The 14,486-nt window shown below is 34.2% G+C and carries 13 protein-coding genes; 5 read left to right on the plus strand and 8 right to left on the minus strand.

Features of this window, described 5'->3' with window-relative positions:
* The first annotated feature begins 281 nt into the window (after positions 1 to 281).
* Genes ASC72_RS08705 through ASC72_RS08715 form a run of 3 tightly spaced genes read left to right on the plus strand, consistent with a single transcriptional unit; the run spans position 282 to position 5,457 of the window.
* Positions 282 to 2,474 (plus strand): peptidase domain-containing ABC transporter, encoded by a 2,193-nt coding sequence (locus tag ASC72_RS08705; RefSeq protein WP_056189829.1) that lies wholly within the window; start codon positions 282 to 284, stop codon positions 2,472 to 2,474.
* Between the two features lie 3 nt (positions 2,475 to 2,477).
* On the plus strand, positions 2,478 to 3,773 hold the full coding sequence (locus ASC72_RS08710) for an HlyD family secretion protein (RefSeq protein WP_056189832.1): 1,296 nt from the start codon (positions 2,478 to 2,480) through the stop codon (positions 3,771 to 3,773).
* Positions 3,774 to 3,816: 43 nt separating this feature from the next.
* A complete protein-coding gene (locus ASC72_RS08715) occupies positions 3,817 to 5,457 on the plus strand; it encodes a S41 family peptidase (RefSeq protein WP_056189835.1) in 1,641 nt (546 codons plus the stop codon).
* A 50-nt stretch (positions 5,458 to 5,507) separates the two neighbouring features.
* Here the strand turns inward: ASC72_RS08715 and ASC72_RS08720 are convergent, their stop codons facing one another.
* The 4 genes from ASC72_RS08720 to ASC72_RS08735 form a co-directional block, all read right to left on the minus strand.
* Positions 5,508 to 6,215 (minus strand): tRNA1(Val) (adenine(37)-N6)-methyltransferase, encoded by a 708-nt coding sequence (locus tag ASC72_RS08720; protein ID WP_056189841.1) that lies wholly within the window; start codon positions 6,213 to 6,215, stop codon positions 5,508 to 5,510.
* A 184-nt stretch (positions 6,216 to 6,399) separates the two neighbouring features.
* Complete coding sequence (locus ASC72_RS08725; RefSeq protein WP_056189846.1) at positions 6,400 to 6,750, minus strand: four helix bundle protein; 351 nt, start codon at positions 6,748 to 6,750, stop codon at positions 6,400 to 6,402.
* A 197-nt stretch (positions 6,751 to 6,947) separates the two neighbouring features.
* Positions 6,948 to 7,472 (minus strand): ribosome maturation factor RimM, encoded by a 525-nt coding sequence (rimM, locus tag ASC72_RS08730; protein WP_026982649.1) that lies wholly within the window; start codon positions 7,470 to 7,472, stop codon positions 6,948 to 6,950.
* A 15-nt stretch (positions 7,473 to 7,487) separates the two neighbouring features.
* Positions 7,488 to 8,060: a 30S ribosomal protein S16 gene (locus ASC72_RS08735; protein WP_056189849.1), complete on the minus strand. Its 573-nt coding sequence runs from the start codon at positions 8,058 to 8,060 to the stop codon at positions 7,488 to 7,490.
* A gap of 198 nt (positions 8,061 to 8,258) precedes the next feature.
* Here ASC72_RS08735 and ASC72_RS08740 point away from each other — a divergent pair, with 198 nt between their 5' ends.
* A complete protein-coding gene (locus tag ASC72_RS08740; RefSeq protein WP_056189852.1) occupies positions 8,259 to 8,750 on the plus strand; it encodes a DUF6252 family protein in 492 nt (163 codons plus the stop codon).
* 133 nt (positions 8,751 to 8,883) lie between these two features.
* Positions 8,884 to 9,243, plus strand: coding sequence for an RNA-binding protein (locus ASC72_RS08745; protein ID WP_026982652.1), 360 nt, complete (start codon positions 8,884 to 8,886; stop codon positions 9,241 to 9,243).
* A gap of 125 nt (positions 9,244 to 9,368) precedes the next feature.
* Here ASC72_RS08745 and leuB read toward each other — a convergent pair whose 3' ends face one another.
* The 4 genes from leuB to leuC all read right to left on the minus strand — a co-directional run bounded on the left by leuB (position 9,369) and on the right by leuC (position 14,330).
* On the minus strand, positions 9,369 to 10,430 hold the full coding sequence (gene leuB / locus ASC72_RS08750; protein ID WP_056189855.1) for a 3-isopropylmalate dehydrogenase: 1,062 nt from the start codon (positions 10,428 to 10,430) through the stop codon (positions 9,369 to 9,371).
* A gap of 113 nt (positions 10,431 to 10,543) precedes the next feature.
* Entirely contained in the window at positions 10,544 to 12,064 is a 1,521-nt protein-coding gene (locus tag ASC72_RS08755) for an alpha-isopropylmalate synthase regulatory domain-containing protein (RefSeq protein WP_056189858.1), read from the minus strand.
* A 121-nt stretch (positions 12,065 to 12,185) separates the two neighbouring features.
* Entirely contained in the window at positions 12,186 to 12,782 is a 597-nt protein-coding gene (gene leuD, locus ASC72_RS08760; protein ID WP_056189860.1) for a 3-isopropylmalate dehydratase small subunit, read from the minus strand.
* Between the two features lie 153 nt (positions 12,783 to 12,935).
* A complete protein-coding gene (gene leuC, locus ASC72_RS08765) occupies positions 12,936 to 14,330 on the minus strand; it encodes a 3-isopropylmalate dehydratase large subunit (protein WP_056189863.1) in 1,395 nt (464 codons plus the stop codon).
* Positions 14,331 to 14,486: the final 156 nt, after the last annotated feature.

A 14,486-nucleotide genomic window follows, 5' to 3' on the forward strand; every position in this document is an offset into this window, starting at 1 on the left:
AATTTAGTCATGTTTTTTTTTGAATTTGTAGGCGCTCAATCGTGGAACATTGAGCAAATATCCCAACATTGATGATTGGTGTCGGGATTCTCAGGAAAAWTRGTCACTGTGTTGATTTTATTTGGTTAGGATTAACCAGTGCCGTCTCCTAGAGAAATTGTATTGCTAAATTTTTATTTTTTAGATAGTTAAACAGAGAAGATTTATTTCTTCTCTGTTTTTTTTTACTATTAAATCAAAAAATATAATCTTAAATTGCTCCTGAATAAATTAATTAGAAATTGAAAAAATTTACGCATTATAAACAAGCTGATTTTAAAGATTGCGGACCAACATGTTTGAAAATTATTGCCAAACATTATGGTAAAACAATCAATATTCAGGATTTACGAGACATAAGCGAAACAACTCGTGAGGGAAGTAATTTGCTTTTTTTAAGTGATGCTGCAGAGAAAATTGGTTTTAGGACTTTAGGCGTAAAATTAAATTTAGAGCGATTACAAGAGGCACCTTTGCCATGTATTTTGCATTGGAACAAAAATCATTACGTAGTTCTCTATAAAATCAGGAAAAATAGGTATTATATTTCAGATCCTGGTTTTGGGCTCATTGAATACAATAAAGAAGATTTTATTAAATTCTGGATTGGAAATAATGCCGATAATACGACGAAGGAAGGTGTGGCATTATTGATGGAAGCAGCCCCTAAATTTTACCAGTCTGACTTTGATAAAGAAGAAAATAAAGGATTAGGATTTAGATTGTTATCACAATATGTATTGCGTTATAAATCTTTTCTCACTCAGTTAAGTATTGGCTTAGTTGCGAGTAGTTTATTAATGCTTATTTCGCCATTTTTAACTCAGAGTATTGTTGATGTTGGTATACAGAATCAAAATATTCATTTCATTTATTTAATACTTTTTGCGCAATTATTCCTTTTTGCAGGAAAAACCGGTTTAGAACTTATTAGAAGCTGGATATTACTTCACCTTTCTACCCGAATCAATATCTCACTCATTTCAGATTTCTTTATTAAACTGATGAATCTGCCAATTTCGTTTTTTGATGTCCGAATGACAAGTGATATTATGCAGCGTATTAATGATCATCGGCGTATCGAGAAAATCCTGACCACATCATCTTTAAATGTCTTGTTTTCAGTGATTAATATGGTTGTCTTGGGAGCTGTTCTGGCTTACTTTAACCTAAAGATATTCCTGGTGTTTTTTATAGGGAGTCTGCTGTATTTTGGATGGATCACTTTATTTTTAAAAAGGAGGGAAATTTTAGATTACAAACGTTTTGCTGAGGTCTCGCAAGAGCAAAGTAAGGTGATGGAATTGATAAACGGAATGCAGGAAATCAAACTTCATAATGCCGAGAAACAAAAACGCTGGGGTTGGGAATACGTACAGGCAAGACTTTTCAGGGTTTCAATAAAAGGTCTTATTTTAGAGCAAACCCAGACAACAGGCTCTTCTTTTATTAATGAATTGAAAAACATTTTCATCATATTTCTTTCGGCTAAATTGGTGATTGACGGCTCAATTACACTTGGAATGATGTTGGCGATTAGTTCAATTGTTGGAAGTTTAAATGGGCCAATAACACAACTTATAGAATTTGTACGAGAATTGCAGGATGCTAAAATATCATTGGCACGACTGTCTGAAATTCATGAGAAAGAAGATGAAATACAACAGGAAATCCATCAGACAAATGAAGTTCCGATTGATTGTGATATTACGTTAAAAAATGTTTCCTATCGCTATTTGGGATCCGACATTCCTGTTTTGGATGATTTAAATTTAATAATTCCAGCCAATAAAGTAACGGCAATAGTAGGTGTCAGCGGAAGCGGTAAAACAACTTTAATGAAATTGCTTCTTAAATTTTATGAACCCGAAAAGGGAGAAATAAATATTGGAAATGCCCAGTTAAAAAATATTACCCAAAAAGCCTGGCGATCGAATGTTGGTGCAGTAATGCAGGAAGGTTTTATTTTTAGTGATACGATTGCTAATAATATTGCTTTTGGAGTTGATAAAATAGATAAAGAACGTTTGGTATACGCATCAGATGTCGCCAATATAAAAGAATATATTAGTGAATTGCCTTTGGGCTATAATACCAAAATTGGAGCAGAAGGATTAGGAATGAGTACCGGACAAAAACAAAGATTATTGATTGCAAGAGCAGTTTATAAAAACCCCGAAATATTGTTTTTTGATGAAGCAACTTCGGCCTTAGATGCTAATAATGAAAAAGCAATTATGCAAAAACTGGATACATTTTTTAAAAATAAAACGGTTATCGTGATCGCACACCGACTGAGTACAGTAATGAATGCGGATCAGATTGTGGTTCTGGATAAAGGGAAAATTATCGAAATTGGAAACCATTCAGCGCTGGTAGAACAAAAAGGAAATTATTTTGAGTTGGTTAAAAATCAATTGCAACTAGGGAATTAAATTATGGCAGAAGATAATACTACATTCGAATTAAGAAGTGAAGAAGTTCAGGACATTCTCACCAAAGTGCCGCATTGGATGATCCGATGGGGAACTGTTTTGATATTTGCCATCATTTTTATACTCTTTTTTGTTTCCTGGTTTATAAAATATCCTGATGTTGTAAATACGGAGATTGTAATTACAACCAATATTCCACCGGAGAAAATTGTGTCAAAATCATCGGGCAGAATTGAAGCCATTTTAGTAAAAAATAAAGCCATAGTTTCAAAAAATACGACACTGGCTATTATTGAAAATACAGCCAATTATAAAGATGTTTTTTTGCTGAAAAGCATTGCAGATAATTATAATATCAACGATTCAAAAAAGGCATTTCCGTTTGCTTTATTAAAAAACAAACAATTGGGAGAAATTGAAAGCGCTTTTGCGGTTTTTCAAAAAGATTATGAGGCGGAGCAGCTCAATAAAAACTTACAGCCTTTTGAAGTTGAGAACAGGGCCCAGCTTTCAGAAAAAATTCAGATTAAAGAAAGACTCGATATTCTGCAACAGCAAAAAGTGATAAACGAAAGCGAGCTACAACTACAGAAAAATGAAATTGCCCGTTTTGAAACCCTGTTCAATAAAGGAATTATTTCAGCCCAGGAAATGGAAGCCAAGAAATTAGGCTATCTTCAGGCTCAAAAGAGTTATAGGGGCTTATTAACGTCAATATCTCAATTACGGTCCTCTTTGATTGACAACAAAAAATTGAGCCAGAATTCGCAGATAAGTGGCACTAAGGAGGAAGTTAACCTTGGTAGGAACATGGCGCAGTCCTTTTATCAGCTAAAAAAAGTAATAAAAGACTGGGAATTGGCCTATACCTTAAAATCATCTGTAAATGGCGTGGTTACTTTCTTGCAAGTCTGGACAGAAAATCAAACTATAAATACCGGCGATAATGTATTTTCAATTATTCCTGACACAAAAAATGGTTTTATCGGAAAAGTAAAAGCTCCAGCACTAAATTCCGGGAAAATAAAAGTGGGACAAAAAGTGAATATCCGCCTGGCGAATTTTCCAGATCGGGAATTTGGGGTATTAAGAGGTAAAATTCAAAATATATCGCTTGTTCCGGATAAAGATGGAAATCTGCTTTTGGATGTTGCACTTCCAAATGGTTTGTTGACTTCATACAACAAACAAATTGTATTTCAGCAGGAAATGAAGGGAAGCGCTGAAATTGTAACCGAAGATTTACGATTAATTGAAAGAATTTTATATCAATTTAAGAGTATATTTGAACAAGTTTAAAAAATAACCACAAACTATTTAACCAACCACAAACCATTTTCTAATGAAGAAAACTTTATTTATTGTTCTTGTTTTATTATTTCAAAATGCATTTTCAAAACCCATAACCGAAACTCAAAAACTTGCGATGACGTGCAAAGTTTGGGGTTTTTTAAAATATTACCATCCAAATGTTGCTGACGGAAGTAAAAACTGGGACGAACAATTGTTTCAAGTTTTACCAAAAGTCGAAGAAGCACAAACGGCCGAAGCTTATTCTTTGGTAATAGAAAATTGGATAATTTCTTTAGGAGAAGTTAAAGCGTATAAAATTGCGACACCTGCTTCAAAAAAAATATATTTTGACAAAAACTTCGATTTGTCATGGTTTTCAAAAAATGATTTATTCTCTAAATCACTTTCAAAAAAATTAAAGTTTATTGAAGAAAACAGAATTCAGGGACAGCAATTTTACTACACCTCAGAACCTTATATAAAAGTTCAAAATGAAATTAAATATCCTGATTTTAAATGGTCAGATAAGAATTTGCGTCTTTTGGCTCTTTTTCGATATTGGAATCAGATAGAATATTTTTTTCCATATAAATATAAAATGGATGAAAATTGGGATGCTGTGTTAATCGAAATGCTGCCAAAATTTGTAAAATCAGAATCAGAGATGGATTTTGTTTTGGCAATGCGTGAAATTTCAATAAAATTAGATGACACACATTCTTCTACTTCAACATTTAAGCTGTATGATTATTTTGGTGATAAATTTGTCTCTTTTGATGTTGCCTTTATTGATAATAAAGCTGTTGTTGTCAAATTTAAAAATGATTCGCTGTCTAAAAATGATGATGTTAGAATTGGAGACGTAATTACAAAAGTGGACGGGAAAACGGTGGAAGATCTACTGAATGAAAAGCTGAAATATGTTGAAGGATCAAACAGACCTGCCATTTTAAAAAATATTTACTGGACAGTTTTTAATGGAAAAACAGAGTCAATCGAAATTGAATTTAGTCGTGAAAACAAGGTTTCCAACAAAACAATTAAGAGATATAAATATCAGAATTTAAAAATTCAATTTCCTGATAAAGAGAAGTGGAAACTTTTAGAAAATAACATTGGATATATTGATGTTGAATCTATTAATGAAAACGAACTTCCTGCTGTTATGGAACAATTTAAAAACACAACAGCCATTATTTACGATGTCAGACATTATCCTCAAGAACCTAATATCGAGGAAGCTCTTGCAGCCTATCTATATCCTGAAAATAAAGCATATGCAAAATTTATTGACGCAGATTTGACATATCCGGGCCGATATGTTTGGAGAGAAGATCAAAAAACGGGAAAAACAAATCCAGATTACTACAAAGGAAAAGTGATTATTTTAGAGAATGAATATACTCAAAGTCACGGAGAACATTTGGTAATGTGTTTGCAAGCGACACCAAATGCTGCAATAATTGGCAGTCAGACAGCTGGTGCTGATGGCGGCGTCTGCCAGTATGAAATTATAAAAGGATACAATACAATATTTACCGGTTTTGGTATTTTTTATCCCAATAAAAAAGAAACCCAACGCATTGGGATTGTTCCAGATATCGAAGTAAAACCAACTATTCTAGGCATTCAGCAAGGAAGAGATGAGGTTTTAGACCGAGCAATTCTTTTTGCAAAAAATGAAAAATAAAAATTATGTAATCTTTGTCAAAGTTTCAAACTTTGACAAAGATGTTTTTTTTACATCTTCAAATAAAATTCCTTTGTCAATTCGATATATTCAGGAGTATAAACATGTCTGGCGATTTCGATAATCAATTCATCGATTTCAATTTCCGGATTTTCATTTCGGCTAAAAGCCAATAAACTGCGCTTGATTTCAGATTTTGGAGTTCCTTTTACGCGGGTAATTTTTATTGGATATAATTCGGATTCCCTTGCTAAAGCAATAAAATTTTCTTCTTCTTTGAAAGGTAGAATTAAAGCGAATATTCCGTTTTCTGAAAGTAATAAATCGGCTGCTTCAACTAAGTCTTCAAAAGGCATGGCGTCTTGAAAACGGGCTAAATCACGTTGTTCGTTTTCTGTTTTGTAATCTTCAGCATAAAATGGAGGGTTCGATACAATCAGATCATATTCATCCTCAGGTTCTTCAATAAATTCATCTAAACCTGCATGAAAACAAAATAATCGGTCTCCCCAGGCAGAATTTTCGAAGTTTTCTACCGCTTGCTCATACGCATCTTCGTCAATTTCAAGAGCATCAATTTGTTCCGCATTCGTTCGTTGAGCTAGCATTAAGGCAATAATTCCAGTTCCTGCACCAACATCCAATATACTAAAAGGATTGTGTTCAATTGGAGCCCAAGAACCCAATAAAACACCGTCTGTACCAACTTTCATAGCGGTTTTATCTTGTTGAACCGAGAATTGTTTGAATGTAAACATATAAAGAGAAATTTCAATTTTTTAAATTCCAAATTCCAACTCAAAAGGAAATTCCAAAAAAGAAATTCCAAATTCCAAAATCGGAAAGATTTTTTTTCAATTTTTAAATTCCAATTTCCAATTGAAAAGAGTAAATTCTTGAGATTGATTTGTTTTGCAAAAATAAGATTAAAATTGTCGTAAATTATTTTGATGCTTTGGTAATTATTGCTGATAGAATTTTCCTTAATTCTTCTATTTCAAATAATAATGATTCAGAAAAAATAGCTTGATCAGGGTTTAATTCATGTAATAATCTCAACCAAAATTTAGATTCTTTCGCTTCTTTTCGAGATATTTTAAGTCTAAATAATAAATCCTTGTCTCCAAGCTTTTCATTCGCTTCAATATAATTGGCACCAACAGAGCCTGAAGATCTTACTAATTGTTTTCCGTCTTCAATATTGGATGTAGTTTTTGCTAATAATCTGATGTAAATTCGACACTCTTTAGCGAATAGAAAAGTTCTTTCCTCTAAGTTGTAAGGTTTATTCATAAAGTAAAATAAATTCCAATTTTTAAAATTCCAATTTCCAATTAATTGGAGTTTTAAAGATATAGTAAAAGTTTTAAAATATAGTATTTTTCTTTCAAATTTATTTTAAGTAAGCCAAGGACTGAATTTTAGAAATAAAATTTAAGACTTTCTCCAGTTTTTGGAATTTGGAATTTCAACAATTTGGAATTTTCCTTTTACAAGTACATTTCAACAAGTCCTTCAGGCAAGTTCATGATAACCTTCTTGTTTTCTCTGTCAATTTTTACAAGGAAATGATCGATCATCGGAATTAGCATTTCGACTTCGCCATTTAAAACTTCAAAAAGAGGTTGTGCTGTAGTATCGTTTACAGCAACTATTTTTCCAAAAACACCTAAACGCTGGTCTTCGATTTCGAAACCAATAACTTCATGGAAATAAAATTTATTGCCGGAAAGTTTTGGCAACATACTTAAAGGAAGATAAATAGCATTACCCATAATAGCATCTGCATCTTCTTCAGTGTTCATATCTTCAAAACGGATTCTAAGGAAATCGTTTTTGTGTAAAGAACTTTTTTCAATAAAAAAAGGAACCAAGTGTTTGTTGCATTCAACAAACACTGATTCCAGGTTTTCGTATAACTCAGGTTCGTCCGTGTCTAAATAAGCCAGAACTTCACCTTTGAAACTAAATTTTTTAGCGATTTTACCTAAATAAAAACATTCTTCTTTACGCATTCTCGCTAAGTAAAATTATGCTTCAGTTGTTTCGTTATTTTCTTCAGCAGCAGGAGCTTCTTCAGTAGCAGCTTCCGCTTCAACTTCAGCAACTTCTTCTTCAACTGCAGGAGTTGCAGCAGCGATAGCATCAGCTTCAGCCTGAGCTGCAGCAGCTAAACGTTTAGCGTTAACTTCTTGTTCTGCTTTAAAAGCTTTAGCTCTTGCATCAGCTTGCGCTTTTGTTAAACCGTCTTTTTTAGCATCAACTTTTCCAGCTTTAGCTTCTAACCAGGCAGCTAATTTAGCATCAGCTTGTTCTTGAGTTAAAGCACCTTTGCGAATACCTCCATCAAGGTGGTGTTTCAATAAAGCACCTTTGTAAGAAAGAATTGCTCTGGCAGTATCAGTAGGCTGTGCACCATTGTGCAACCATTTTACCGCGCTATCAATGTTTAATTCGATAGTTGCAGGGTTTGTGTTTGGATTGTAAGTACCGATTTTCTCTAAGTATTTACCATCTCTTTTTGAGCGTGCATCTGCAGCTACAACCCAGTAAAAAGGTTTTTGTTTTTTACCGTGTCTTTGTAATCTAATTTTTACTGACATAATCTTATGATTAAATTTTGAGGTACTCGACCTCTGTTAATTAAGGGCGCAAAGATATAATTTTTTTGTGAATTATACGTTCCAAACAGTATTAAATATATTTGAGATAGATTTTTGCCGTTTTTTGAGGTTTTTAGTCTCTAATTTTTAAATATCTATTTCAAATAAAAAGGTACTTTTGTATCAAATTCATTCTATATGAAAAAAATCTCTTATTTTTTATCACTTCTTTTTATCATTACATCTTGTACTGAAGACGTAAAATTCAATAATCCGGCATTTCAAACCTTAAAGGATAATGTTTTTTGGAGAGCTATTGGGTATAAAGCGCAATCAGTGACAAACGGAAATATGACTATTGAAGGAACTTTAGGATACGAAAAAGTGAGTTTACAAATACCTTCACCTATTGTACAAACATATGTTCTTGGACGTGATAATGTTGCAAAGGCATCTTATTCAAATACTTTTCCGGGACAATTGGCCGAATTTACTACTGGTGAAAACAGAGGCACCGGTCAGATTGTTGTAACAGAATTTAATACGGAAACAAATACGATTTCAGGGACATTTAAATTTACTGCTATTAATGAGGATGAAACTGATGTTGAAAACCCAAGAGTTACTTTTACAGAAGGTGTTTTTTACAAAGTTCCTGTTTCCCTGACGAGTAACTTCCTTGCAAATTAATTTTTTAATTTGTGATAGATTGATTTTAGTGGATTCTGCTTTTTAAATCAAAATAAAAACATAAATAAACTAATATATAGTAGATTACGGAAAAATAAGACTACATTTGCTACATTATTATAAATAAGTACATATGAACATTTTTGTTGGAAGCCTTCCATTCAGTATTGAGGAAGCAGATTTAAGAGAGTCTTTCGAGGCTTACGGAGCAGTAGATTCAGTTAAGATTATTACTGATAAATTTACAGGAAGAAGCAAAGGTTTTGGTTTTGTTGAGATGCCAAACGATGCTGAAGCTCAAAAAGCAATTGATGAATTGAACGGAGCTACTGTTCAAGGTCGTGCAATTGTGGTTAATAAATCTGAACCGAAACCAGAAGGGGAAAGAAGAAGCTTCAACAATAACAGTCGTGGTGGAGATTCACGCGGAGGTTATGGTGGAGGAAACAGCCGTGGTGGAAATGACCGTGGTGGTAACAGAGGAGGATATTAATATTTTTTTCTAAATATATAAAAGGGATCAACGAAAGTTGATCCCTTTTTTTGTTTAAAATTGTTTCAAGTTTCAGGTTTCACGTTCCAACATAACTTGAAACCTGAAACCTGAAACAAATAAAACTATAGATTCTCTACAAGCCAATCTCCAACTTCGCTGGTTTTGTATGCTTTTGATCCTTTTGGAGCTAAATCTTCAGTAACAATTCCTTGCTCTAATGATTTATTTACAACTGCTCTAATAGCTTCGGCTTCGTCTTTTAAACCAAAAGCATCTTCGAACATCATCGCTGCAGATAAAATAGTGGCTAACGGGTTAGCAATATTTAATCCGGTAGCTTGTGGGTAAGATCCGTGGATTGGTTCGTATAATGAAGTATGTTCTCCAACTGAAGCAGAAGGCATTAATCCCATAGAGCCTGAAATTACAGACGCTTCGTCAGTTAAGATATCTCCAAATAAATTTTCTGTAATTAAAACATCATAAGAGTTTGGCCATTGCACCAAACGCATGGCAACAGCATCAACAAATTCGTATGAAACTGTAACTTCAGGATAATCTTTTTCCATAGCCTGAACTGTTTCTCTCCATAAACGTGAAGTTTCCAAAACGTTTGCTTTATCAACACAACAAAGTTTTTTGCTACGAGTCATCGCTAATTCAAAACCTTTTTTAGCCAAACGCTGCACTTCAGCTCTGGTATAAACACAGTTGTCAAAAGCAGTTTCTCCATTGTCTTTTCTTCCTTTTTCTCCAAAGTAGATTCCGCCAGTTAATTCTCTTAAGAAAACTAAATCAGTTCCTTCGATTCTTTCTCTTTTTAAAGGAGAATTATCAATTAAAGAAGGGAAAGTAAAAGTTGGACGTACATTAGCAAACAATCCTAATTTTTTACGCATCAACAATAATCCCTGTTCCGGACGAACTGGTGCACTTGGATCATTATCATATTTTGGGTGACCAATAGCTCCAAATAAAACAGCATCAGCAGCCATACAAACTTCGTGCGTTTCATCAGGATAAGGAACTCCAACTGCATCAATAGCACAAGCTCCTGTAAGAGCCGGTGTCCATATTATTTCGTGATTGAATTTTTTTGCAATAGCATCAGATACTTTTACAGCTTCATTAATTACTTCTGGTCCGATTCCGTCACCGGCTAAAAGGGCTATGTTAAATTTCATTTTTTTTATTTTTTATTTTAAGGTTCAAAGGTTCAGAGGAGCAAAGGTTCAAAGTTTTAAAAGACAAAGAGAAAACCTTTGTGCCTCTGTAACTTTGACCCTTTGCACCTTTTTTAAGCAATTACATTAAGCATTTTTTGCGTCGCAATAATTGCTGCAACAGTTTGATCAGAATCTAAACCGCGGGTTTTAAATTCTTTTTCATTATTTACCCAGGTAATGATGGTTTCGCATAAAGCATCAGAACTACTTCCTGGCGGAATTCTCACGGCGTAATCAATCAATTTTGGAAGCGTTAGTTTTTTGCTTTTGTAAATTTTGCCTAAAGCATTCATAAAAGCATCAAACTGACCATCGCCCTGAGCATTTTCTTCAATGACTTCGCCATCAATTTTTAAAAGCAAAGTAGTTGACGGACGCATTCCCTTTGAATGTACTAATATATAGGATTCAATTGTAATTTTATCTTCGTAGGTATGACTATCCAAAACATCAGAGATAATGTATGGTAAATCTTCCTTAGTAACGGTTTCTTTCTTATCGCCTAGTTCAATGATTCTTTGGGTAACCAATTTCAAGTCTTCCTGGTTTAATTTCAAACCTAATTCCTGAAGATTTTTTTCGATATTGGCTTTTCCGGAAGTCTTTCCTAAAGCGTATTTTCTTTTTCTTCCAAAGCGTTCCGGAAGCAAATCATTAAAGTACAAATTGTTTTTATTATCTCCATCAGCATGAATTCCGGCAGTTTGCGTGAAGACATTATCACCAACAATTGGTTTATTAGCAGGAATTCTATATCCGGTAAAAGTTTCAACAAGCTTACTTACGGTATATAAAGAGGTTTCCTTAATATTAATGCTAACCTCTGGCAAATAATCATTTATTACGGCAACAGTACTTTCGAGCGGCGCATTTCCAGCACGTTCTCCCATTCCGTTTACGGTTACATGAAGTCCGTTTATGCCAGCTTTTATCGCTTCCATCACATTGGCAACGCTTAAATCGTAATCGTTATGCGCATGAAAATCAAAATGAATGGTTGGGTATTTTGCCCTGATTTTTGAAATAAATTCGAATGTAAACGACGGAATTAAAACACCTAAAGTATCAGGCAATAAAATTCTTTTAATAGGCTGAGTGGCTAAGAAATCCAGAAACTGGAAAACATAATCGGGAGAATTTCGCATTCCGTTGCTCCAATCTTCCAAATAAACATTGGTTTCAATATTATTTTCTTTTGCTAATGCGATGATTTGAGCAATTTCTGAAAAGTGTTGTTCCGGAGTTTTTTTTAATTGATGCGTTAAGTGATTCATTGAACCTTTGGTCAACAAATTTTGCACTTTGGCACCTGCTTTTTTCATCCATTCAATTGAAACTCCTCCGTCTACAAAAGACAATACTTCAATTCGATTGATGTAACCTTTCTCAGTCGCCCAGGTTGTAATGCCTTTTACGGCCTGAAATTCGCCTTCGCTTACGCGGGCAGAAGCAATTTCGATTCTATCAATATTTAATTCCTCCAACAATAATTGTGCAATGGTCAATTTTTCTGCAGCAGAAAAAGATACTCCTGAGGTTTGTTCACCATCACGGAGCGTTGTGTCCATTATTTCAATTTTTCTTTTTTCCATATTGATTTTCTATATTCCTTTAAAATGAAATTATAGTTGTGTTGTCTTGGTTTTGTTTAACTTATAAAGACCCGACAGGTTTCAAAAACCTGTCGGGTCTCATAGGACCGAACCTGATTTTTTAGTAAGGAAGTTTATCGGCGAAAGCCACAATATCTTCCTTAATATTTTGCAAATAATCAATGTCGTCAAATCCATTGATCATGTTGTTCTTTTTGTAACCGTTAATTGCAAAAGATTCTGATTGACCAGTTGCCAATAAAGTAATCGTTTGGTTTGGCAGGTTGATTTCTAATTCTGTTTTAGGATCAGCTTCGATTGCTTTAAAAATAGTATCGGCAAATTCAGGGCTAACCTGAACTGGCAAAACACCAATATTCAAACAGTTTCCTTTGAAGATATCTGCGAAGAAACTCGAAACTACAGCTCTAAAACCGTAATCGTAAACTGCCCATGCAGCATGTTCTCTTGAAGACCCTGAACCGAAGTTTTTTCCTCCAACCAAAATTTTTCCATTGTAAGTTGAATCGTTTAAAACGAAATCAGCTTTTGGAGTATCATCTCCGTTATATCTCCAGTCTCTGAAAAGATTATCTCCAAAACCTTCACGTTTTGTAGCTTTTAAGAAACGAGCCGGAATAATTTGATCTGTATCTACGTTCTCAATTGGCAGTGGCACTGCACTGCTGGTAAGTATATTAAATTTATCGTATGCCATTGTTTTTTGCTTTAAGCTGTAGGCAGTAAGCTTTAGGCCTTTCCTACAGTGTATTTGTTTTTTTTTTTGCTTTAGGCAGTAAGCTATAAGCTTTATGCCTTTTTCTAATCTTTTAAAAGCTTAAAGCCTATTGCTTAAAGCTTATAGCAAGAATTAAAATAATTCTCTCGGATCTGTCAATTTTCCTGTAACAGCAGCAGCGGCAGCCATAATTGGGCTTGCTAATAATGTTCTTGAACCAGGACCCTGACGACCTTCAAAGTTTCTGTTTGATGTACTCACCGCATATTTTCCAGCTGGAACTTTATCATCGTTCATTGCTAAACATGCTGAACATCCCGGCTGACGTAATACGAAACCAGCTTCAGTTAAAATATCTAAAATACCTTCTTCTTTAATCTGAGCTTCAACAACGTGAGAACCCGGAACTAACCAAGCCGTAACATTATCTGCTTTTTTTCTTCCTTTTACAATTTCGGCGAAAGCTCTAAAATCTTCAATACGGCCGTTTGTACAACTTCCCAAGAAAACATAATCAATTGGTTTTCCAATCATTACATCATCTTCCTGGAAACCCATGTAAGCAAGAGATTTTTTATAAGTTTCCTCACCGCCTTCAACCTGATTGGCATTCGGAATATGTTTTGAGATACCAATTCCCATTCCAGGGTTAGTACCGTAAGTAATCATTGGTTCAATATCTGAAGCGTTGATGTTTAATTCAGCATCAAAAACAGCATCAGCATCAGTCTTTAAAGTTTTCCAATATTCAACTGCTTTAGTCCAAGCTTCTCCTTTTGGAGCATATAATCTTCCTTCTAGGAAATCAAAAGTTTTTTGGTCAGGAGCGATCATTCCACCACGGGCACCCATTTCGATACTAAGGTTACAAACCGTCATACGACCTTCCATTGTCATATTTTCGAAAACATCTCCGGCGTATTCAACAAAATAACCTGTTCCTCCAGAAGTAGTTAATTGCGCAATGATATAAAGTGCAACGTCTTTTGGACCAACACCTTTGCTCAATTGACCGTTTACGTTGATACGCATTTTCTTTGGTTTTGGCTGCATGATACATTGTGTAGAAAGTACCATCTCAACTTCAGAAGTTCCGATACCAAAAGCAATAGCTCCAAAAGCACCGTGAGTAGAAGTATGTGAATCTCCACAAACAATAGTAGCACCTGGCAAAGTAATTCCGTTTTCAGGACCAACTACGTGTACAATTCCATTTTTAATGTGACCTAATCCCCAGTGCGAAATTCCGTATTCGGCAGCATTATCTTCAAGCGCTTTAAGCTGATTTGCAGATAAAGTATCTTCAACTGGTAAATGTTGGTTTATGGTTGGTGTATTGTGATCTGCAGTTGCAAAAGTACGTTCTGGATATAAAACCTTAACGCCTCTGGCTTTTAATCCTAAAAAAGCAACAGGACTCGTAACTTCATGAATGAAATGACGGTCAATAAAAAACACATCTGGTCCATCTTCAATTTTACGCACTACATGTGAATCCCATACTTTGTCAAATAATGTCTTACTCATTTTTTATTTTTTTTAATTGTAATTTCTATAATCACAGCAATTTTCTGATAATAGCAAAACAAAAGTAAAAAAAGATACAAAGTGGTCAATTTCAATATTTCATTATATACGATACCCAAACTAAATACAAATTGCTCTTCGTAATTTAGTACGTTT

It is taken from the genome of Flavobacterium sp. Root420 (genome assembly GCF_001427905.1).
Classification (GTDB): domain Bacteria; phylum Bacteroidota; class Bacteroidia; order Flavobacteriales; family Flavobacteriaceae; genus Flavobacterium.

Bases quoted from the DNA above. Each gene is read 5' to 3' on its own strand.
- ASC72_RS08710 (WP_056189832.1), top strand. From the start codon at position 2,478: ATGGCAGAAGATAATACTACATTCGAATTAAGAAGTGAAGAAGTTCAG.
- ASC72_RS08715 (WP_056189835.1), top strand. From the start codon at position 3,817: ATGAAGAAAACTTTATTTATTGTTCTTGTTTTATTATTTCAAAATGCA.
- ASC72_RS08720 (WP_056189841.1), bottom strand. From the start codon at position 6,215: ATGTTTACATTCAAACAATTCTCGGTTCAACAAGATAAAACCGCTATG.
- ASC72_RS08725 (WP_056189846.1), bottom strand. From the start codon at position 6,750: ATGAATAAACCTTACAACTTAGAGGAAAGAACTTTTCTATTCGCTAAA.
- rimM (WP_026982649.1), bottom strand. From the start codon at position 7,472: ATGCGTAAAGAAGAATGTTTTTATTTAGGTAAAATCGCTAAAAAATTT.
- ASC72_RS08735 (WP_056189849.1), bottom strand. From the start codon at position 8,060: ATGTCAGTAAAAATTAGATTACAAAGACACGGTAAAAAACAAAAACCT.
- ASC72_RS08740 (WP_056189852.1), top strand. From the start codon at position 8,259: ATGAAAAAAATCTCTTATTTTTTATCACTTCTTTTTATCATTACATCT.
- ASC72_RS08745 (WP_026982652.1), top strand. From the start codon at position 8,884: ATGAACATTTTTGTTGGAAGCCTTCCATTCAGTATTGAGGAAGCAGAT.
- leuB (WP_056189855.1), bottom strand. From the start codon at position 10,430: ATGAAATTTAACATAGCCCTTTTAGCCGGTGACGGAATCGGACCAGAA.
- ASC72_RS08755 (WP_056189858.1), bottom strand. From the start codon at position 12,064: ATGGAAAAAAGAAAAATTGAAATAATGGACACAACGCTCCGTGATGGT.
- leuD (WP_056189860.1), bottom strand. From the start codon at position 12,782: ATGGCATACGATAAATTTAATATACTTACCAGCAGTGCAGTGCCACTG.
- leuC (WP_056189863.1), bottom strand. From the start codon at position 14,330: ATGAGTAAGACATTATTTGACAAAGTATGGGATTCACATGTAGTGCGT.